The organism is Gordonia sp. NPDC058843 (assembly GCF_042743165.1).
Taxonomy (GTDB): domain Bacteria; phylum Actinomycetota; class Actinomycetes; order Mycobacteriales; family Mycobacteriaceae; genus Gordonia.
Genome location: NZ_JBHYNC010000005.1, coordinates 1 through 22,017, shown reverse-complemented (window position 1 = coordinate 22,017; position 22,017 = coordinate 1). Strand labels below are relative to the sequence as shown.

At 65.8% G+C, this 22,017-nt stretch carries 15 protein-coding genes; 7 read left to right on the top strand and 8 right to left on the bottom strand.

The features are described 5' to 3' along the window. Positions 1-147: 147 nt before the first annotated feature. Positions 148-1,551 carry a sugar transferase gene (locus ACFW3F_RS05210; protein WP_388055006.1) on the bottom strand — a complete coding sequence of 468 codons (1,404 nt, stop codon included), beginning with the start codon at positions 1,549-1,551 and terminating at the stop codon, positions 148-150. Positions 1,552-2,611: 1,060 nt separating this feature from the next. Between ACFW3F_RS05210 and ACFW3F_RS05205 the strand changes: the two genes are divergently transcribed. Together ACFW3F_RS05205 and ACFW3F_RS05200 are read left to right on the top strand one after the other, a co-directional pair. Further along, entirely contained in the window at positions 2,612-3,247 is a 636-nt protein-coding gene (locus ACFW3F_RS05205; RefSeq protein WP_388055004.1) for a glycoside hydrolase family 26 protein, read from the top strand. Positions 3,248-3,367: 120 nt separating this feature from the next. After that, a complete protein-coding gene (locus ACFW3F_RS05200; RefSeq protein ID WP_388055002.1) occupies positions 3,368-3,616 on the top strand; it encodes a hypothetical protein in 249 nt (82 codons plus the stop codon). 244 nt (positions 3,617-3,860) lie between these two features. Here ACFW3F_RS05200 and ACFW3F_RS05195 read toward each other — a convergent pair whose 3' ends face one another. Then, complete coding sequence (locus tag ACFW3F_RS05195) at positions 3,861-5,993, bottom strand: acyltransferase family protein (protein ID WP_388055000.1); 2,133 nt, start codon at positions 5,991-5,993, stop codon at positions 3,861-3,863. Next, the gene (locus tag ACFW3F_RS05190; protein ID WP_388054998.1) at positions 5,990-7,897 is read right to left on the bottom strand and encodes a glycosyltransferase family 2 protein; all 1,908 of its coding nucleotides are present in this window, start codon (positions 7,895-7,897) and stop codon (positions 5,990-5,992) included. The genes ACFW3F_RS05195 and ACFW3F_RS05190 overlap by 4 nt, the downstream gene beginning before the upstream one ends. Before the next feature lie 68 nt (positions 7,898-7,965). Here ACFW3F_RS05190 and ACFW3F_RS05185 point away from each other — a divergent pair, with 68 nt between their 5' ends. The 3 genes from ACFW3F_RS05185 (at position 7,966) to ACFW3F_RS05175 (ending at position 10,636) form a co-directional block, all read left to right on the top strand. Then, entirely contained in the window at positions 7,966-9,210 is a 1,245-nt protein-coding gene (locus ACFW3F_RS05185; RefSeq protein WP_388054996.1) for a lipase family protein, read from the top strand. Positions 9,211-9,304: 94 nt separating this feature from the next. Beyond that, positions 9,305-10,132, top strand: a complete 828-nt coding sequence (locus tag ACFW3F_RS05180) for an SGNH/GDSL hydrolase family protein (RefSeq protein ID WP_388054994.1) — start codon at positions 9,305-9,307, stop codon at positions 10,130-10,132. Positions 10,133-10,219: 87 nt separating this feature from the next. Further along, a complete protein-coding gene (locus ACFW3F_RS05175; protein ID WP_388054992.1) occupies positions 10,220-10,636 on the top strand; it encodes a hypothetical protein in 417 nt (138 codons plus the stop codon). Positions 10,637-10,639: 3 nt separating this feature from the next. Here the strand turns inward: ACFW3F_RS05175 and ACFW3F_RS05170 are convergent, their stop codons facing one another. From ACFW3F_RS05170 to ACFW3F_RS05155, 4 genes are read right to left on the bottom strand one after another with little or no spacing between them, the layout of a single operon-like run. Continuing rightward, on the bottom strand, positions 10,640-12,397 hold the full coding sequence (locus ACFW3F_RS05170) for an ArnT family glycosyltransferase (protein ID WP_388054990.1): 1,758 nt from the start codon (positions 12,395-12,397) through the stop codon (positions 10,640-10,642). After that, the gene (locus tag ACFW3F_RS05165; protein WP_388054988.1) at positions 12,394-14,358 is read right to left on the bottom strand and encodes a hypothetical protein; all 1,965 of its coding nucleotides are present in this window, start codon (positions 14,356-14,358) and stop codon (positions 12,394-12,396) included. The genes ACFW3F_RS05170 and ACFW3F_RS05165 overlap by 4 nt, the downstream gene beginning before the upstream one ends. Next, positions 14,351-15,796 carry a glycosyltransferase family 2 protein gene (locus tag ACFW3F_RS05160; protein WP_388054986.1) on the bottom strand — a complete coding sequence of 482 codons (1,446 nt, stop codon included), beginning with the start codon at positions 15,794-15,796 and terminating at the stop codon, positions 14,351-14,353. The genes ACFW3F_RS05165 and ACFW3F_RS05160 overlap by 8 nt, the downstream gene beginning before the upstream one ends. Beyond that, on the bottom strand, positions 15,793-17,337 hold the full coding sequence (locus ACFW3F_RS05155) for a hypothetical protein (RefSeq protein ID WP_388054984.1): 1,545 nt from the start codon (positions 17,335-17,337) through the stop codon (positions 15,793-15,795). Before ACFW3F_RS05155 ends, ACFW3F_RS05160 begins: the two co-directional genes overlap by 4 nt. 1,239 nt (positions 17,338-18,576) lie before the next feature. On the opposite strand from ACFW3F_RS05155, the gene ACFW3F_RS05150 reads away from it, so the two are divergent. After that, positions 18,577-19,836, top strand: a complete 1,260-nt coding sequence (locus ACFW3F_RS05150; protein ID WP_388054982.1) for a DUF222 domain-containing protein — start codon at positions 18,577-18,579, stop codon at positions 19,834-19,836. A 105-nt stretch (positions 19,837-19,941) separates the two neighbouring features. Here the strand turns inward: ACFW3F_RS05150 and ACFW3F_RS05145 are convergent, their stop codons facing one another. Beyond that, complete coding sequence (locus ACFW3F_RS05145; RefSeq protein ID WP_388054980.1) at positions 19,942-20,838, bottom strand: alpha/beta fold hydrolase; 897 nt, start codon at positions 20,836-20,838, stop codon at positions 19,942-19,944. 30 nt (positions 20,839-20,868) lie between these two features. Here ACFW3F_RS05145 and ACFW3F_RS05140 point away from each other — a divergent pair, with 30 nt between their 5' ends. Continuing rightward, positions 20,869-21,792 carry an alpha/beta fold hydrolase gene (locus ACFW3F_RS05140; RefSeq protein ID WP_388054978.1) on the top strand — a complete coding sequence of 308 codons (924 nt, stop codon included), beginning with the start codon at positions 20,869-20,871 and terminating at the stop codon, positions 21,790-21,792. Positions 21,793-22,017 lie beyond the last annotated feature (225 nt).

Genomic DNA, 22,017 nt, shown 5'->3' with positions numbered 1-22,017 from the left:
AGACGGATTCTCGCTGCATTATCCACATCCGATGCTCGCCAAAGTGGCCTTGACTTGACGGCACTGGAAAGCGCGGCCACGAACTGACGCTTTTGCTAATTAGGTCGTTCCGCGACCGCCATCGCTCCTCAGACCCCGATGGGTTCCTCAGTAAGCGCCGTCCTTCGCAACTACAGCCCTCACTGTTCGCCACATGATCAGCGCGTCCTGCATGATCGACCAGTTCTCGACATACGACAGGTCCAACCTGACGGACTCCTCCCACGAAAGATCGGAGCGCCCAGACACCTGCCAAAGACCAGTCATACCTGGTTTAACTAGCATTCTGCGCGCAACCCTGCCGTCGTAGCGTTCGACTTCGTCCGGCAGCGGAGGCCTTGGACCCACAAGACTCATTGAGCCACTGACTACGTTGAAGAGCTGTGGCAATTCATCGAGGCTGTACCGGCGGATGAAGGCTCCGACTTTGGTCACTCGGGGATCGTCTCGCATCTTGAACAGAACCCCGGAACCCTCGTTGAGGTTGCGAAGATTGTCCTTCAAGGCATCCGCATCCTGCACCATGGAGCGGAACTTCCACATAGAGAAGTGAGCGTTGTTGATCCCGACACGAGTGGCCCGGTAGAAGACCGGCCCTTGAGAGTCGAGCCGAACTGCGATCGCAATCCCCACGAACAGTGGGGCGAGAACTGTAAGGATCGCTGCAGCGCCGACCCTGTCGACGAACGCTTTACGGAATCTGTTGGCGCCCTCGTACCGCGGCTTGTCGATGTGCAGGAGTGGCAGTCCCGCCACAGGACGAACCATCACGCGCGGTCCCGCGACATCTGTGACGCCAGGCGAGACCATCATCTCGACATCGAGACCCTCGAGATCCCAGCTCAATGCCTGCATAGCTTCGTGACCTAGTGCTTCGGCTGAGGTCACAGCCACAGTGGTTGCACCTGAATCCAGAACTGCTTCACGCACGTCGTCGAAAGTGCCACACACCGGAACACCGACGTCGTCCACACGAACGGACTGTCGTTGACCAGCATGACCAGGGAGGCAGACGCCCACGACCTGAAAGCCGAGATTTGGTTGACGGAGTAGCCGTTGCATCATCGGGACGGCTGACGTTTCGCTGCCCACGACCAGGACCCGCTCCAGATTCCGCGAGCTGATCCGTTGGTGTCCGAGCCACTGTCGCCAGAGCCAACGTGACAGGAGTAACCCCGCAGTGCCTACAGGCAGAGCTATTGCGATGAAGCCTCGTGCAATGTTGAGCCGAAACAACAGGTCGACCATCGCCATGACGCCGAAGACGGCGAGGCAGGCGGTGACGACCCGGCTGTACTCCTGAGACCCCGAACCAACAATTCTGCGGTCCAGAGTCTGGAATGCGCGTAGCGCGAGAAGCCACAGGAAGGCGAGAACAACCGAAACGACAACCGCTGGGAGTTGTGCCGCGCCGTTGGGCGTCGTGGCACTCTCTGCGCCGAACCTCACGAGCTGAGCCACGCAGACTGCGGCGATCACTACGATCGCGTCAGTCCACGCCAACTTGATCACGTAGCCATGCACCCACGATCGCGACTGCTCCCTCGCTCTGCTGGCGACACGCAAGCGCAAACGTGTGCGCTCTGTGCGCCCCAACGAGCCTAAGGCCGGGCCATGGGCCACTGCCAACCTCCCAACACGATGAAACTGAAGGCGGCGATCGGCCCCTGCGCCCAACCACCAGAACGTCTACGACGGCGGAGCCGCGATTGGCTTCACGACTGCTAAGGAGACTATTTCAGTAGGGTCACGGATACAACTCGAAGGCCCGTTGTAGTCCGGTCGGGTGACACTTCTGTCGCAAATTTTTCGTCTCGACTTTTGCCCAGAGGATCTCGTAGGCATCACCCCGGGGGGCGTCGACTTCATTTCGCCTCGGCAGCTCGCGACGACTGGCAAATCTGCGCTCTAACTGCGAGTTTGGGCGACGACGCCTGCCACAGCGGGGTGTGATCAGCACCACAGTTGGTAACATTACTTAATCGCGCATTGGTCTTTTAGCGAGCAAACCCGGCTACGGCGCGATATATTCCGAACCACCTGAAAATTCGACATATTTGCTTCATTCTGCATTTAGTGAATTCGCCGCAGAATGGTGCGTTCACCCGGCTGTCACTCACCGTTGGTTTGCTTGAAATTTGCGGGCGACGGCCACACCGGTACCCGTGCGTCGGCCTGAGCGGCAGCACGCGAGAATGACGAAATGGACGGCGACGCATCCTCGGCTCTGGGTACAGTCGCTATCACCCGTCGAACACTGCTCGTAGCTTCTCTCGCCGCATCGAGCGCGCTGCTGTCCTCCTGCACACAGCACTCAGCTCGGGTGACGTCCTCGTTGCCTAACCCTGCGTGGGGGGCGTTCCTGTCCACGCATGCATCTGCAGCCCGCGTGGCCTTCGACCGTTTCGCGGCGCTAGCCGGCGCTGAACCACGACTTCTGCACTTATATGCAGCAATTCAGGACTCGCACCCCCAGCCCCACCTCGACACGATTCGCGAGCTAGGGGCCACCCCAGTCCTCTCGCTGGAACCGTGGAAGCCGCGAGTCGGGCCGTACCAGCCCGAGTTCTCGTTGAGCAGCATCGGCGCTGGTCAGCATGATTCCGACCTCGACCGGTGGGCTGCGGACCTCGGCTCTTGGGGTCATCCGCTGCTGCTGAGATTCGCCCAGGAGATGAACGGGACCTGGTATCCGTGGTCGGTGGGGCTCTATGGAAACACTGCTGCGGAGTACCGCGCGGCGTGGGTGAGGATGCACCGGATCTTCCGTGCCCAGGCGCCCAACGTCGAGTTCGTCTGGACACCGAATGTGCTCACCGAAGGTACCCGGAACTTCATTGACTGCTACCCCGGTGACCAGTTCGTCGACTACCTCGGGCTCGACGGTTACAACTGGGGAGACACCCCCGGCCACCAGTGGCAGTCCCCGGAGAAGCTGTTCTCTCAGAGCCTGTCCACCATCCGGCGTCTCGCCCCTGGGTTGCCGATACTCCTGACGGAGGTCGGGTGCGCTGAGGGGGCGCGACCAGGTGACAAGGCGCGATGGATGGACGAGTTCTTCGAACTTATGCTTCGTAATACGGACGTAACCGGCTTTCTGTGGTTTCAAACCGACAAAGAGCGCGACTGGAGAATCAATTCGACATCGTCGAGCACGGCGGCATTTCGCGATGGGCTCGCGGAATGGCTGGAGACGCCCCGCCGCTAAGTCAGTCGACTTTGTTTGGAAGCCAGATCACGCGCGTTCGTCGCGCGGGTGTGGCCATCCCGTATGGATACTGGTCGGATGCCACCCGAGCCGATCCCCCCGACTGTCTTCCACTCGCTGGTGCTGCTCAACCTCCTGTTCGTCACCGGCGCATGGAGCCTCGCGCGTCCGAGCTACCCGGTAGCTGCGGTTCTCGCTGCTCTGTCCGGTACGTGGTTCCTCTGGAACGGTCCGATCGAGGGGCGGGTGCTCATCTTCATCACGATCGAGCACGGGTTCACCGAGTCCGACATTCTTTGCATTGTCGGGGTTGTACTTGCTGGTGTCGCCTGTGTCCGCACGCGCGAACGGCGGAGGTGGGAGGAGTAGGGGTCGAGTGGTGGTGGGGAGTGGTCACCAGGTGGCTTCGACACGGCGCCTCGCTTCGCTCGGAGCCGGCTCAACCAGCGGGGAGTGACTCTGGTCGGCTCAACCAAAGGAGAAAGGTCGCCAGGTGGTTTCGACTCGGCTCCTCGCCTAGCGGCTCGGTGCCGGCTCAACCAGCAGGGGGAGCTCGGGGCCGGCTCAACCCTTCGTGACGCTCGCAAGCTCGCTCCTCAGGGAGCACAAGACGTTAGCCGTTGTAGTCGAACCTCTGTCGGTCTAGCTGCCTGCGCACTGCTGGCTCTAGGACCCGCGCGGAGGTTGCGGTCAGGTGCGAGTCGTCGCGGTAGAAGAGGATCTTGTTGTGCGCTGCGGAGCAGGAGTTGCCTGAGCACAGCAGTTCGTTGACGTTCACCGTGGTGATGTCCCGATAGGCGTCACGCGAGACGGCGTCGATGATGGGCTCGACGCGTGGGTAGTCGTCGAAGTTGAACTCGCACTGCGTCCAGTCGTCCATCGACCCGGAGATGCAGTCGGCGACCTGGAAGCCCGGATACGGGGTGTCTGCGATGTACACCAGGTTCGCGCCGGTGTTCCGCAGCTGGGTGAGCGAGTGATCCCACGCGGCCTGCGACGCCTCGCGCGACGGCACATATGTCGACAACGACGACACGAAGATGATCCGCGGACCCACCTCCGCGATCCGGCGCAACGTGGCCTCGCGCCACTCCTGGCAGTCCGCCTTGACGTAGGGCTCGAAGATCCCCCGCTGCGGCCGTAGGTGCTGCGCCGGGCAGGCCGCCTTGGTGAACTGATGGACTCGCCACCCGTGATCGGCGCCGATCGTGCGAACCACCTCTGCCCACTGGTCGGCGTGACTGTCACCGAACAACACCACCGGGATGCCGTCAGGCGGGCCGAAGACGCAATCCGCGCGGGCTTCCACGTCGCCGACCGGGATCAGACACTCGAACGGCTCCGGCCGGTCGTCGAACGCCTGGAACGGGTTGGGCGTGACCGGGCCGCTCGGTTCGCTCGCCTCAGCGCCGAAGACCGACTGGTACGTCAGCGCCGCATTGGCGACGGTGTCCCGACTCGCGAGCTGCACGGTGACGACGCCGGCGGTCATCGTGACCGCCAGGGCCACCACGACACCGGTCAGGCCCAGTGAAATCGACGCAGACGCATTGCGCTTCAACTCGCGATTGCGGAGCAGCGGCTCCTCGAACAACAGGGTCGACAACGTCGCCAGCACCAGCGTCCCGGCCGAGACGAGCAGTAGCACCGGCCAACTCGACGCACCGGCCACCGACTCGTACAGCACGATCGCCGGCCAGTGCCACAGGTACCAGGCATACGACACCCGGCCGAGGAACGTCAGCGGCGGCGTTGCCAGGAGATGACCGACGTACACCGATCGCGTGCCCACCATGCAGCCCGACGCGATCACGAATGCCGCGCCGAAGGTCGGCAGCAGCGCCGCTGTGCCCGGGTAGGGCGTCTGGGCGTCGATCACGAAGCCCGCGACCAGTATGGCCACGAGACCGGCCCAGCCGATGGCGAAGGCCATCGGGACGCCGGCGCGGTGTCCGCCGAAGCGGGCGAGCGCCGGCAGCGCGATCGCCACCAGGCCGCCGACACCGAACTGCCACGCCCGCGTGTAGGTGGCCATATACGCCGTCGCCGGATCGGTCGCGGTGATGAGGATGGCGAGGACCAGCGAGACGACGCTGACGATCAGCACCGCCAACCCGACCGACCATCGGACGGAGAACACCCGGCCCAGCGGCGTGCGCATCGCCAGCGCCGCAGCCGCGATCACCAGGAACGGCCACACGAAATATAGCTGGGCCTCGATCGCGAGGGACCAGAAATGGGTGGCCAGACTGCCGTCGATCGCTCCCGCCAGGTAGTCGGCGTTCTGCTCGATGAAATGCCAGTTCGACAACTGCGCGGCCGCGGCCAGTAGGTCGATGGCCTGCTTGAACACCTTCAGCAACGGCATCAGGAAGGCCGCGGCGACGATCGACACGACGATCACCAGCGCGGCCGGCGGGATGATCCGCCGGGCCCGGCGGGCAAAGAAGTCGCGCAACGAGATTCGACCGTTCCGCTCGTACTCGCGCACCAGCAGCCCGGTGATCAGGAACCCGGAGATTACGAAGAAGACGTCGACGCCGACGAATCCGCCCGTGAGGAACGGGGCGTGCGAGTGAAACAGCACGACCAGCAGGACGGCGATGCCACGCAAACCCGCGATGTCGTCGAAGAAGGTGTTCGGCGCCAAAGGTTGAGGTGCCGGGCCCGCCGGTTGCGCACGGAGCGGAACGGTCGGCGCGTCGTCGACGTTCGTCGGCTCCGCTCCCCTGCTGGGCCCGCTCACGGTGTGGCCCACGGGAGCATGACGTCGAACCACCCCAGCGCGAGCGCCGCGACGAAGAGGATCACGCACGTGTAGCCGACGGCCTCCCACGCCGAGATGCGGTTCCAGTTGGTCGCGGTCGGCCGGTTGGTGGTGATGTGTGGGCGGTCTTGGTGAGGACCGGGAGTTGGGTTGCGGGGCCCTTCGTGGCTCGTCGCTATCGCTCCTCGCACCTCAGGGAGCAGGGGGGCTATCGCTCCTCGCACCTCAGGGGGCTGGGGTTCATCGGCACGTCGAGGACGCAGAATTCTGAGGGATTCCACGAGCAGCGGGACAGCCAGATAGGTGTAGGCGACCACCAGCCCGACCATCATCCAGAACTGGCCCAGCCCGTACTGCATCACGTCGCGAATGATGAACACCCAGAACACCGGCAGCGATGTACCGAGCGTGATCGCCCCCAGCGCGCTGATCGAGCGGGCCAGGGAATTGGACTTCCCGATCGCACCCGTCGGCACCCAGCCGATCTCGCGGCCGATCAGCTTGTGCCAGATCGCGATCACGTGGGCAAAGCTGTACGCCATCTGGATGCGGAGTACCTCGAAACGCCAGCGAGTCCTCGACACCAGCGGGAACAACACGACATACACCCACAGCCCCAGAAGGAACGGCACGAGCTGCTCCGGGCGCACGTCCTCCGGATAGAAGGCGGCCATGATGACGCCGGGGAGGAAGAGGAGGAAGACGTTCATCGCGGTGGTGAGGTAGTAGAAGACGCCGGCCCAGTCGGCGATGCGTTGTCGGAGGGTGCGCTCAGAGTGCGCAGAAGGGACGCGCGAGAGCGTCCCCTGGCACCAGCGGTACTGCTGGTTGAGAAAGCCGGCGAGGTCCGATGGACACAGACCGCGCGACAACACGACCGGCACGTACCGGATGCTGTATCCAGCCTGCTGGACCAGCCGCCCGGTGTGGAGATCCTCGCTGTGCTCGATCGCTGCGAAACCTCCCACGCGGTCGAGAGCTTGGCGCCGGTAGACCGCCGAGGTACCGACACAGTTCGCGGCTCCGATCCGATCCCGCGACGGTAAGACCCAGCGATAGAAGAACTCCTGCGTCGCGCCGGCGGTGCGCTGGATCCAGTTCATCGCCTCGGTCGTCGAGAAACACTGTGGGCTCTGGACGATCGCGACCTGCGGGTCGTCGAGGTACGGCACGAGATGGGCGAGAAAGTCGTGGCGCGGGCAGAAGTCGGCGTCGAAGATGACGATCAGTTCCCCGCGGCTGATGGAGCACGCGTACCGGAGGTTGCCCGCCTTGCGTAGATGGCCGCGATCCGGACGAACGACGTAGGTGAATCCGAACTCGGCGGCCAGCTCGTGCACCTCGCCCCGAGCCGCGTCGTCGAGGACGTAGATGTTCAGCGGGCCGCGCCACCGCAGAGCTGCGATGTGTTGATAGGTGTTGCGCAGGATTGCGATGCTCTCACCGCAGGTGGGGAGGAAGACGTCGACGCTGGGATACGTCCGGTCCACGGGCCGCCAGTTCGAGACCCGGCCCTGGTGGGACCGCCACGTGATCCGTCGACGGTTCATTCCCGTCGCCAACGAGAGTGCGTTTCCGATCACGTTGGCGAGAAGAACGATCAGAACGGGCGACAGCCACACATGGGTCGTCGCGAAAGCGGCGAGGGAAATGGACACCAAGACGAATGCGGCGATGAGGACGAGTTGTACCCAGCGCATCTGCGGGCCGAGGTATTCATACACCTCGGCATCAGACGGCGCGGCCACCGCAAGTGGATCGCGCTCGGGCGCGGGCGGATCGGCGGACCGACGGGAGGCTGCCGCGAAGGCGACGGTATCGGCGTCGTCGTATTCACCGAGAGAAGACGCGCCCGCCTGACGGGTCCCGGTGATCGATTCCACGCCCTAGAGAATCGGGCAAACAGATACGTCGAAGCAAACCGTGGGAATCGCCGGGATACCTTTCTCAGGTGAGAAGAGGGTGGCGCCGCGTCCGAACGGCGGGCGTATGGGTTGTCGTGGCGACCCTGGGTTTCGGTTCTGTGGCCGCCTGCGACTCGACGTCCGGGACCGGCGAATCCGCGCGATCGGTCACGTCGGCGGCGGTCGACGCGCCACCGTCATCTCCGCCGGTACTGGTTGCCGACGTGCGACGGGCGCGAGGTCAGATCGTCGGCACCGAGATCGTTCCCGACGCGTGGCTCGCCGTCCTGCCGCCCGGCACCGGCGCCCAGCGCATCGTCTACCGATCGGCGTCGGGGCTCGACGGCAGATCGACGACCGTCAGCGGCACCCTGTTCGTCCCCGGGTCGCCTCCCCCGCCCGGCGGTCATCCGCTGGTCTCCTACGCCCACGGCACCACCGGCATCACACGGGATTGCGGACCGTCGGACCGGGACTCGATGTTCGGGGATCTGACCGCCGTCGCGGACTTTCTCGCCGCAGGATATGCCGTGGTCACGACCGACTATCAAGGCCTGGGAGTGCGGCCGGGCCAACAAGCACCTCATCCCTATCTCGAACCCCGCACCGCCGCATACAACGTCATCGACGCTGCCCGGGCCGCACAGTCCACCGACCTCGGCGTCGGGGGCCGGTGGTTCGCCGTCGGCCGGTCACAGGGCGGAGGTGCCGCATGGTCGACAGCGGAGGAGTTCGCGCAGTACGGCGATGGCGCCGGGGAACTGGTGGGTGCGGTTGCCGTCGCTCCCCTGCTGGATGCCGGCTACTTCGTCACCCGCGCGCAGGAAGGGAGTCTTTCGCGCGCGCAACGATTCCTGTATCCGCTGGTGGTGCACGGCGTCGCCCAAGCCCAGCCCGCCGTCCGCCCGGGCGACCATCTGACCGGACTGAGCACCGACACCGCGCCGGTCTGCTCGGCCGATCGCACGGCGCTGGCGGGTCTGTCGGTGCCGGATGATGCCGCGCTGAACGCAGTGACTCCGGGTGCAGCGCAAACCCTGTCCCACGCACTCGAGGGTTACGCCCTACCGCGGCTCGCCACGAATGTCCCGATCGCGGTCTTCTATGGCGGCACCGACCCACTCATCCCCGTCGACGTCATGGAAGACACCTTGACTCGAGCCTGCGAACTCGGCGACCGGTTGATGCGGGTCCGACACGACCATCAGGGACACGGCGTCGACCCCGGCCCCGCGATGGCCACGTGGATGCAGGACCGCCTCGCCGGAGCGCTAGCCCCCACCGATTGCTGACCCGTCGGGTTTGGCGTCACGCGCACTCGGAATCAACGCCCGCTATGGTGACAACGTTGGCTGGGGGGCCTCAATCGAGTTGGAGATTACGTAGATGTTGAACGCTGTGAAACGCGTTTTCGGTTCCGCGCCCATCTGGGCCTGGATCGTGATGGTTGTCTGTGCGGTGATCCTGATCGTCGGACTCATCGTGTCCAGCAATCGGACAGCGCCGACGTCGACATCTTCGGCAGGCGTGACCCCCGCGAGCATGGCACCCCTCGAGCAGCCGGCGACCCTCGAATTCATCGAAGACGCGGAGGCCAACCCCTCTGAGCCCCGGACCATCGTGCTCCTCGGCGACTCGACCGGCGCCGCCCGCGACGGATGGGCTCCCGCACTCGGGACGACGATCAGCCAGAAACTCCAACGCCCGATGGCCACCAAGTTCTGGAATGCCACCACCAATGACTACGGCGCCATGGTCGGACTCGGCGACGGCCCGAACGGTCCGATCGGTTTCTGGAACGGCAGCGCCTCCGGTAAAGACGCCGACTACGCGCTCGAGAATCTCGACAAACTGATCACCCCGGACGTCACGCCGAATCTGATCCTGCTCAATTTCGGCCACACCCAGGACCCGAACACCCCGCTCGCCGAGCAGCTCGAGCCGCTGATCACCGAGTTGCGTCAGAAGTACCCCAACGCCGAGCTCGTGGCCATCAAGCAGAGCCCCGCGCAGGGTGGCGCCACCAACGCGATCATGGAGGGCTACGCGTCCGCGATGGACGCCGAAGGCATCCAGGTCATCGACGTGTACTCCGCATTCCCCGCCGATTCCGCTGCACTCCGCCCGTTGTTGCGTGACACCGTGAACCCCAACCCGGCCGGCCAGCAGATCTGGACGACGACCGTACTGAAGGCTTTCGAGCTGCAGGCGTAGGTGGGGTTCTTGATGGTTGGCCTCGTCAAAGCCACTCGCAGCTCAAATAGCGCGGAAAACTCAACCAGCGGGCGCTACCGTCACGAAATGAGAATTCGTCGCGCATTCCTCTCGCTGATGCTCGCGTTCGCGGTCATCGTGCCGCTGTGGTCGGCATCGGCCACGGCCGCCGCCTCGCCGCCGCCGCCTCATCCCAAGCTGGATCACTCGGTAACCGTGCAGGTACCCGGGCTGGTCTGGGGCGTCGGCGGCGCCGGAGTCGCCCAGCCGCGTGTGTACTACGGACGTGGCCAGATCTACCCATATCCCCTCGGCTACGGATTCCGGTGGCATTGGCGCAATCTCACCACCGGAGCCGCCGGTTCGATCCCGTACGACTACCCCCACCGCCGCAGCACCATCCGCACCGGAGCCGGCCAGCTGGTGGTGACCGGCGAGTACTACCCGCAAGAGAACATCATCCTGAGCACGCCGGTAGCCGCCACCTTCTGGGTCAATCCGTGACGATCAATCCGATCCCTTGATCCGGTAAATGCGGAACTGCGGTTTCCCGGTCGGCGTCGTCACCGTCATGGCGACCGTCGCGATGCCGGCGCCGTCGGCCCAAAGCGTCGGATAGCGAACGTTGATGGCGTCGAGCGAACCGAGGCCGGTCGGCCGCTGCGTGAGGATGTACTGAACGCCCTGCTCGGCGGGTGCGTTCAGCTTCGCGAAGAAGTCGAAGTCGCTGCGCACGACGAACTGTTCGGGGCGCTCCGACTCCAGCCAGACGCGCGAGACCCCGAAGGTGTCGACGAGAACAGAGCCCTCCGGCAGATTCTGGCTGTCCAGCCAGGCGGCGACGTTGCCCGAGACCTCGCCGAACCAGTAGAACCAGAATTCCGACGGCGGGTGGCGATCGGGCCAGAATGCCGAGCGCAGGCCGTACTCCTCCTTGCCCAGCGCCGGGTTGAGCATCGACGACGCCGTCACGGGTAACGAGGTCGCCAGGACCAGCGCCATGAGTGTGGTGAGGGTGGTCCTTTCGACACACGACCTCCGCAAGCTCCGGTCGCTGCTCAAGGAGCGGCGGGTGCGCAGCGAGCCGGGCCCGCACGCGACGAGGACCGCGACGACGATCAGCGGCGTCGACGCCAGGTAGAAGCGGAACCAGCCGAAGGTCGAGCCGAGGATCACCGCGGACATCTGGAACAGCAGAACCGAGCCGAACACTACTGCCGGCACCGCGGCGTCGACCCTGCGCAACCGGACCGCGATCCAGGCCACGACCGGCAGCACCGCGAACAGCAGTGGTTGCATGCCGAGCAGGTTGGCGACGATCACCTCCGCCAGCGGCCCTGCTCCGACGTCCTCGGCCGAGACGATCCCCGCCGCCTCCACCTGCGCCGAGTTGCCGTACTGCGAGGAGAACTGGGAGAACGCATTCCCGTCGAGGAGCCAGCCGAGGCCCGCCCACACCACGAACGCGAACGCGGTGGGCATGGCCACGATGGTCGCGTCGTGCACACCGAAGGGCGCGCCGGCCCGCCACGCTGCGGGTCCGGACGGCTCCTCGGGACGGTGCCGTCGGGTCGACACCACGAACACCCCGACCGCCACGCCCGCAGCCGCGGGTAGCGCCTCGTAGCGCGTCAGGTACGCCAAACCCAGGGCGACGCCGGCGATGACCAGATCGAGCACACGTGATCGGTTCACCCACAGCAGGATTCGACGGCAGGCCCACAGCAGGAAGAACAGGAACGGGGCCTCGCTCATGCCCATCCCCGCGTACAGGATGATCATCGGGTTCAACGCGAATGCCGCGATCGCGATCCAGCGCAGCACGCGGCCGGCACCGTAGTCGAGGGCGATGCGTCGCACCTGCCACCCGGCACCGGCCATGAACACCGCGCTCATGACCGCACCGGCGAACCCGACGCGACGCAGCTCCGGCCACTGGTTCAGGGGCCAGTGCGACGACAGTTCGACGAGCGGGATCTCGATCAGGCTCGGCAACGGATTCCAGACGAAACCGATCGCGCCGAGGTGCGGGTCCCGGCTCCAGATGGTGAACCCGGCGTTGCCCACGCGACTGCTCGCATCGGGATTGATGTATCCGACAGCGAGATACAGGTACGCGCCGACCGCCAGGTACCCGGCGAACAGACCGGCGAACAGCGAGATACCCCACCACTGCGCCGCGGTGAGCCGTCGACGGCTCTCAGTCACCGGCGGTTGCACACCGGCCGCCGGTGCCGAGGCGTGGTCGTGAACCGCGACGGTCATGTAGTCGAGCCGTCAGCGGTGCCGCTCGAGTCGCCGAAGCGCCTGCGATACAACATGATCGCGATGGCGACCAGGGCTGCGATCGCAATAACTGCGGCGCTGACACCCAGCCACACCACCCAGCTGGTACCGACCTGATCGACCTCGGCCTGCGGACCGTCCGCCCGCACGGTCATCAGCTCGGGCTGACCCGCGCGTCCGGCCACCAGGACGTCACCGCGGAGGTTCGCCAGATCTCCCTGCTGATCATCGAGATACGCAAACAGCGGGTCGATCAGATCCCACGACCCCGAGGTGCTCACCAGCACCACCGTGCGCGAGTTCTGCGAGAACGCCTGGATGGTGCCCAGCCCGTCCGGGATGGCCAGCCGGATCTGTGCCGCGAGGTCGACGAGCGTCGACGAGTCCTCGGTGTTGATCGGCGGATTCAGCGGGCGGGCGTTCGCCGCGTCGGCCACCACGAGTGCGCCGGTGTTGCTGGCGATCGCCTGATCCAGCGGTACCAGCACCGGTGACAGTGCGGTGGCCGAACTGCGCTGCACCGACGCGATCAGCTCGGCGGCGGCGTCGAGCTGCGCCGGATTGGTGTTGTCCAGCGCGACCTGGACGGTCGGCTGCCACCCGAGCGGCACCGACGAGAAACCGCCCATCCGAACGGGAGTCGTGCTCGACGACGCCGTCGACGACGGATCGATCTGGAACGTCAGCGGCACACTGCGAGGCGAACACGCGCCCGGGGCCGGCTCGTAGGACACCCGGAACTCGAGCGGCTCGTTGGCCGCCACCTGCGCGGCGGGGATGGTGAACTGTGTGTCCAGCGATCCGGACGCATCCAGCGCACTCGTGTGTAGGATCTCGCCGCCGGTGACGGCCATGACATTCGCGCGCTCGTCGTCGCGGACCGGGGTGTAGCGCGCCTTCAGCGCGACGTCGACCGCGCCGGGCCGACCGAGGGCGAGGATCGTCGGATCGAAACCCGGTACCAGCGAGGCGGTTCCGAGAGCCTCCACCGACAACCGATCGGAGAACTCCCCGAAGGTCACCGAATCCGAACCCTGCACCTCGCGGTCTCCGACGGATTCGACTGCAGCAGAGTCTGTCTGGGCAAGATCGGTCAGCCCGTCGCGGAAGAGCGCCACCTGATCGGGCAGGGAATCCTGATCACCGCTGATCACCAGCGCAGCCCCGGGCTGCCCCGCACGTTCCAGACGGATACTCCCCGGGCCGCCCTCCTCGCGGATGACGACCGCGCGGTCGAGCGGACTGGCCACACGCGGCAGCCGGGCATCTGCCGACTCCACCACGTCGATCGCAACACGCTGTGGGCGATAGTGATCCGCGACAGCGGCGACGACGCCGAGCGTGGTCTGCGCGGCCGCGGCACTCGGGTTGGCCGGGGTGTACACGGTCACCCGGTTGACCACCGTCCCGAACACATCCTGAATGGTGGAAGGCACCGTCGCGGCGCCCCGGAAAGCGACGTTCAGGTTGGTCAGCGCGACCTCCGGCACCGGTCCGCACACCGAGTCGTCGGTCCCGTTGCGCAGCGTCAGTCGCAGATCCGCGCGACCGTTGTCGCCCACGGGAACAGCGGTCAGTGGCACGGTGAACGGGGTGCTGAGCTGCCGCGGGCCGAACCTGGGGACGACGACGGTGCCGATGATCGTGCCGTCGGTGCGGGCCACCTGGAGAAAGGCGTCGGACACGTTGGTTGCCGACGCCACCACACCGGTCAGGGTGGTGGGCGACATCCCCTGCGGCACCGGGATGCTCACGCCGACCGGGACGTCGGCGCCGTCGATGGTCACCGAAGTGCCCATGCCCAGTTGTCGCCAATTGAGCGTCGTCGTGCCGTCTCCCGGGGCCGCCGCGGCCGGAGCAACAGCTACCATCCCGACGATCAGCGTCGCCAGGACCACTCCCAGGAGGCGTCGCAGGCGGACAGGTCTGTTGCTAGACATTCTCAGTACCTTTCGGCGGTCGGGACACACCGGGCATGGCCGAGAGTCCGTGCACGGTCTTCTCCCAGTAGGAGGGCTTGTAGATGAGCTGCGCCATGCTCTTGATCGCAGCCATGGACTGAAGGAACCAGTAACCGGGCACAAGGAGCGCGGCACCGAGTAGATGGGGTTTGCCGAGCGTCCGCGTCGACACGACGCCCAGCATGATGGTCGCCAGATTTCCGACGGTGAACATCAGAACGCACAGGTAATAGATGGGCCCGGGGAACAGGGAATGCATGAAGTCGGGTTTGCCGGCGAACCACACCAGCAGCAGCGCCCAGAACAGCAGGTTGAGGGTGTTGGCGATCGGCATTCCTGCGGTCAGGTTCGAGATACGAAGTGCCGGAACGAGTCCGAGTTCGCGGACCATGTCGACCGGGTGGCGGGTGTGCACCAGGAAGGTCTGCAGATAACCCTTGTACCAGCGCGAGCGCTGCCGCACCCAGTTCACCACGTCGGCGTTCGCCTCTTCGCCGGTGAGTGAGTCCAGGACGACCGTGCGATATCCGTAGCGCGCCAGTCGGATTCCGAGATCGGCGTCCTCGGTGACGTTGTAGGCATCCCATCCGCCGACCTCCCGCAGCACGTCGGTGCGGATGTGGTTCGACGTCCCGCCGAGGGGGATCACACACTTCGACGCACTCAATGCGGGGAGCATGTAGGAGAACCACTGGTCGTATTCGATGGCGAACCATCGGGTCAGCAGGTTCTCGCGCTCGTTGTAGTACCCGAGCCGGGCCTGCACCGAGCCGACCTCGGGCGGACTCGCGGCGAAGACGGCTGCCGCTCTGCGCAATTGCAGCGGATCCGGGATGTCTTCAGCGTCGTAGATGGTGACGATGTCGCTGCGTTCCGATGGCAGATCCATGGCGACGTTGCACGCCTTGGGTTTGGTCCGCGGTTCGCTCGGCGGGACCAGCACCGGGGTGATCCCGTCGAGGTCGGCGTGTTCGACGGCGGCCCGGGTCTCGTGGTCGTCGGCCTCGAGGACCAGCAGGATGTCGAGTTTGTCTGCGGGATAATCGATCTTGCCGACACCGGCGACGAGGTTGGCGACGATCTCGGGTTCCCCGTAGACCGGCAGCAACACAGTGTAGACCGGCAGGTCGGCGTCGGGGATCGCGCGTGCGTCGTCGTCGGACACCCGCAGCACTCCCCTGCCGGACATGCCGCGGGTGACGAGCACGAACTTGTCGACGCTCGAGACCAGGAAGTACACGGCGCAGGTGCTCAGGATGACCGCGAGCGAGACCCGCCAGGTCAAGAGGAACGCGGCCGCGGTCACGATCGCGAGCACGACGAGGCCAAGACGCTGCCTGCGGCTGAGCGGATGTCGCGCCGACAGGGTTGAGACGTGGCGCAAGTCGGTGACCGGTCGCGCGTCGGGGGCGGTCACCGAGCTGGTCGTTCGACGGCGTCGATCATCGACCACGCGAGCTCGGTCAGCGCGCCATCGAGGGCGGAGTCGTCGACGGGGTCCGGGGTGTCGTCGCCACCGCGGATGAGCCAACTGATGGGTTCGGCGACGGTGGTGACATAGCTGGGCGGCTTCGGCTCCGCAACGTTCGACGATCCCGGCTGGTCGCGGGCGGCCATCAGGTAGACGGCAATATAGCGCTCACCGGCCGGCGTGGGTACTCGCCAACCCCAGAACCGGCCGGTCCACAGCGCTTGATCCGAGGTGCGGACCGACTCCGGGGTGTTGGCGATGCTGCCGAGCCGGGTGTGCCGGCCGTCCGCCGAGGCGGGAGTCGAGTGGATCGTCGCCGGCGGCACCGTCTCGTACCAGAGACCACGGCGGTAACTGGAGAAGCGGCCCAGATCCGCGGTGGCGAACACGTCGAGATAGGCGGTGGCCAACGGCCTGTTCTCCGGACCGGTCTGCCCCGTCGTGACCCGGTACCGGCGCACGTCACCGCCGGACCCCATGACCCGCGGACCCCAGTCGAACACCTCGGGCTCAGTGATCGCGATACCGAGCGTCCGCAACTGTTCGAGCCACTCCGCGCCGATGGGCGGTGACACAACGGGTTTCGGCGATTCCGGTGCAAACGGGGTCACCGCCAGGATCACCAGTGCCACCAACCAGGCCGACGCAAGGGTGGCGATCGACTGCTTCGGCAGCCCGGCGCGTGCCGAGCCCGTTCTGCCGAACCGGAGTCGTACGACGATCGCGATCGCGGTCACCACGCCGGTGGGAACCGTGTAGGCCAGGACCGGGGTCTGCTGGAGTACCAGAACCAGTACTGCACCGACGACGCCGGACACCGCCGCGGTGGCGACGGCGATCCGCGGGTGGCGACGCAGCGCCATGTACGTCACGACGAGGGCAACCGCCACGGATAACGCGGCGAAGGCGACGGTCGTGCCGCCGAGTATCTGCCCCATGAGCAGGTAGTTCGGCGGGAAGCAGGTCAGCAGGAACAACCAGATGAGGTAGTCGCGGACGACGCGTCGGATCCCGAAGACCACGATCGACGCCGCTAAGACCCAGATGAGGAGCGGGATCAGATCGGCGTGCCAGAACGCCGCGACGGCCGGAATCCGCGGGATGACCAGGGCCGCGGTGAGTCCGAGTGCGCCGCCCACGACGACGACCAGGATGCGGTCGAACTCGCCGTCACCGATCTCACGGCCCCGCGACGAGACGTCGAGCCCGGAGGCGATCATCAGACACCACAGGGGTACGAACAGCAGGTATGCCGTCGGCGACCCCTGGCGGAGCGCGTCGAACTCGGCGGCGATGGCCGGCGCGAACGCCAGCATGCCCGCACCCATCGTCGACGCGTACCGGGCGCCCATCGACATCTCACGCGGCGCGGTCAGCGTCGCTCGCCATGTGCGACGAGCCGCGCCTTGTGCCGGCGTCGGCGACGCGTCGGCGTCGACGTCCGCATATGGCGGTGACGCAGGCGCGACAGAATCAAGAACAGTCATGAGCCCTCCCCAGGACGGCGCCGCAGCGGTGGGCTCCAACGCCAGACGCGGCTCCGGTGCCAACCCTTGCGGGCCTCCCCTGGCAACCGAATCGCGAACTGAAATGAGAGTAACGCTAAAAAGAAAGTTGATGGAGATCATCAGCCGCACCGAATTCGTGAGCCGCGGCCGTGCCGGTGCCGAATGAGGGCCTGACTCGGAGTCGAGTCGTCTCTCGTCTTTGGTTGCGCTACAGCTTATTTAGATCATGTGTCGCGTCGTCCGGGATCGCCGACTGAGCCGCGATCTGGGCGGAAGTCACGCGACTTACGGCACGAATTTGTAGTTGATGTCACACCTGAGAAAGTGGGTCACCTGACCGTGTCGCAACGCTAAAGACGCTGCGCTGCAGCTATTCACAAACGATCCATGTGGTTCGGCAACAATGTCGAGACGTTTGGGTGGTGCGGCCACTGCGGAATATCATCGACAAGTATTACTTGTCAGTCAGCAGTCGCAGCGGGATCGTCGTGAGTCCATTCGCGAGACCACGTCGACGTCACGTGGTGCTACTGCGTCGACTTCTGGTCGTTTGACAACGGCGGTGTTGGCGCTCTGCGTCCTCGCGACCGGACCAGCAGACCTCGACCATCCACGTCGGTGACAGTGATCGGTCGGCGCATCCATCGTCATCGGCTGCGCCCTCCGCTTTTGGGCCCACCGATTTGACACGGGTGCATCAGCCGACGCGTCGGACCGCTCGTCAACCTCGTGAGGGACGACCCTCGGGCGGCGGCCTGGCCGTTGCACCCGTCCAACCTGAGGACCCGTTGGCGCGGTCGGCGTGGCAGGCGGCATCGCCGACAACGGGGACAACTGGCGGGGCTCGGCACGGCAACGCGCCGCTTACACCACCGACCGCAGGCCGATCGGCGTGGCGGGCTTCGGCGGACCCGCTGAGCGCAAGGAGGTCTACGCGCCACTCGCGCAGGTGTCGCCGAACTTCGACCTACCGGCCACCGCCGATCTCTGTGGGGATGACGGGCACCGAGTGGGCGTTCGTCCGCATCACGAAGGCCGCTACCTGACCGCCCGTGGGGCTCGTGGTCATGGCGCGAATCACCAATTCTGGGCGCGAACTCGAAACGGGTGTGACTGGAGTCAATTACTGACAACAGTTACCACACTGTCGACGAAAAACGCTGCACAGTCGATGAATTCGGAGTTTCAAGCCTGTGGAGAAATCTCGAAATCGAACGAATGTTCCTGTACCTTGGAGTCATGCCAGAGCTCGCCACTCTTCTCGATCAGCTCATCGAGACCACCCCACCCGCCGACGACCCCACGGGCCGATCAACATTCGACGCGCTCGAGACGCTGCGCTTGATCCGCAACACCGTCGACCACCAGATCGTCACCCACGCAGCACAACTCGACGAACTCGGCGTCGCTCAGAAAGCCGGCAGCACCACCAAGAAGTTGCTGATCGAGTCAGGACATGCACCGGCCGCTGCTCTTCGCACCATGCGCAGTGTCGACGCCCTGCCCGCGCTTCCAGCCCTGACCCGTCACGCCGCCGACGGGCGGCTGTCCGGCGAGGTCGTCGACGCCGTCGTCCGCGGGATGAACGAGATCGACAAGCGTTGTGGTGAGCCGCTATCCGACGGTGACCGCCCCCAATACGAAAGCGAACTCATCGCACAAGCGTTGTCCGGCGCGACCCCGACACAGGTCCTCAAACACGCCCGCGCGATCGCCAACGCTCTCGCCGACGCCTCCGACACCGGTGTTCCCGCAGCCGACGACACGTCTCTGAACTCGGTGAACGCCCACACCACCGACGACGGCCGCGTCGAAATCCGCGCCGACCTCACCCAGGTCGTGGGCGAGAAGTTCCTGGCCATGATCGACGAACGGTCCTGCCCGCGGCCGGAACCCGACGGTGCCGAGGATCGGCGTACCGCGGAGCAGCGGCGCGCTGATGCGTTCGAGCTTATCCTCGACCAAGCTGCCATCGGCGCGACCATCGACACCGTCGGAAGCCCACGCACGCAACTCATGCTGACCATCCCCGCCACCGGAGACCTCGCAACGCTGCCGTGGACCGGAACAGTCAGCCGAGTGACCGCGAAACAAGCAGCGTGCGACGGATCGCTGACGGAGATCATTCTCGACGCTGAGGGCGTACCGCTACAGATGGGCCACACCCATCGGTTGTATCCGGCGCACCTCCGCAAAGCGATCATCGTGCGCGACGCCTGCTGCATCAAATGCGGTGCACCGCCGTCGCATACACAGGTGCACCACATCAAGTCGTGGGCCGACGGCGGACCCACCGACCTCGACAACGGCTGCCTACTGTGCCAGCGCTGCCACACCCAAGTCCACCACCACGGCTGGGACATCGTCATGGGATTCGACCGACACCCCTGGCTCGTGCCGCCCACCTCGATAGATCCGCACCGTCGACCACGACCCGCCCACAACCGGCGCACCATGCGACTCGACGACGCCGCCTGACCGACTCTTCCCGACACATACGTTCGCGTAGCACCTTCCGCACCCGGACCTTGCCCGGGACCGCATCCGTCCCTTGACAACTCCACAGTGTGAACGGCGGCTCTGTCAGTGAGCCGCCACCGATGCTCGATCGCGGGGCACCACGGCGTCGAGCGCCTCGGCGAACGGTGGGATGAAGTAGCGCGCGCCGAGGACACAGCAAGCGTGCCCGCCGTCGACCTCGAAACGCTGTGCGCCGGGGATGCCGTCGATCAGCAGCTGCTGCCGTTCGGGCTCGACGACCCGGTCGCGGATGGAGACGACGACGGCGGTCGGGACGTCGACCTCGTGGAGCCATCCGCGAGAGTCGAACTCTCCCAGCCCGTTTCCGAAGTCACCGAGGTGCGACAGCGGCGTCGAGAAGAACTGCCGAAGGGCCCAGATCGAGGTGTGTGAGGTCGTCTTGTTCAGACTCTTCTCGGACACTCGCGGCAGGATGCGGTAGACGGGGCGGAGGATGCGTCCCATGCGTTCCGACGACGCGCGGTGCCGGGGATCGTGGGTGCTGAAGTACGGGCCGGTCGAACAGAGCACCAGACCGGCGACACGTTCCGGATGGCGACGCCACACCAGCTGGGCGATGCCGCCGCCCATCGAGAACCCGGCGACCGTGAACCGGTCGATACCCAGGACGTCGGCGAGGGCGACGACATCGTCGGCGCAGTCACGGAGGTCGAACGTCTCGGACTCGATGCCGCGGCCGTGCCAGCGCGCGTCAAGGGTGATGACGCGATAGCGGTCGTTGATCGCCGGAATGGTCGGGTACCAGCAGAGCAACCCGGTGGTGAGCACCGAATGCAGGAGGAAGACGGCGGGCGCATCACGCGGGCCCGAGTCGGTGACGAACGCCCGCCCGCGCCCCGGGAGGTCGACCATCCGGCCCTCCGGGATGTCCCGAGCCGGGTACGGGGTGAACACGTGGCGGATGGCGCGCGCGGTGCCGTGAACGAACTCGGGGATCACGCCACCAACGGTACGTGAGATGCTGATCACATGATCGACATCGCCCGACCGAAAATCGAGGGGTCGATCGCCGTGGCCGACGGCGGTCGTCGAATCGGATTCGCCGAGTACGGATCGGCCACCGGACGGGCCATCGTCTGGCTGCACGGGACACCCGGTGCGCGGCGCCAGATCCCCGTCGAGGCGCGTGCGTATGCGCTCGAACGCAAGGTCCGGCTCATCGGACTGGATCGGCCGGGCGTGGGATCGTCGACCCCGCATCGCTACGACAACGTCGCCGACTTCGCGCCCGACCTCGCCGAGGTCCTCGAGGCACTGGGCATCGACGACTTCGCCATCATCGGACTCTCCGGCGGAGGGCCGTACGCACTCGGGGTCGCGCATGCCATGCCCGATCGGGTGACAGCGGCCGGCATCCTCGGCGGCGTCGCACCGACTGTCGGCCCCGACCGCATCGACGGCGGCGCCATGCGGCTCGGCACGCTGCTGGCACCGCTGGTCAGTGTCGCCGGCGCCCCGATCGGCCAGGTACTCAGCGTCGCCCTCGGTTTCGCCCGGCCCATCGCCGAACCCGCGATCACCATCTACGGCCGGCTGTCGCCACAGGCAGACCGAGAACTGTTGGCGCGCCCCGAATTCCGGGCCATGTTCCTCGACGACCTGCTCCACGGCGGGAGCCGCCGGATGGCCGCCCCGTTCGCCGACGTCGTGGTGTTCGCGCGGGACTGGGGCTTCCGGGTCGGCGATGTCACGGTGCCGGTGCGCTGGTGGCACGGCGACGACGACCACATCATCCCGTACGCCCACGGTGAGCACATGGTGTCGCTGCTACCCGACGCGAAGCTGTACGAGATGTCCGGCGAGAGTCACCTCAGCACCCTGCACATGGCGACCGACATCATCGACGAACTCCTCGCGCTCTGGGACCAGTCGCGGCCGCCGCTGGGCGAGTGAGGGCTTCGACAAGCTCAGCCAGCAGAACGGACGGCTCAGCTTGCGGAGGGCGCGTCACGAAGGGTCTTCGCAACTCGTCTCGCCACGACCCTTCGAGGCTCGTCGCTATCGCTCCTCGCACCTCAGTATCTGCGGCCTAGCGGCCGTCGTGGACCACGAAAGAACACTCGTGAGTGTCCGAAATCCATGCTCCCTGAGGTGCGAGCGAAGCGAGCCACGAAGGGT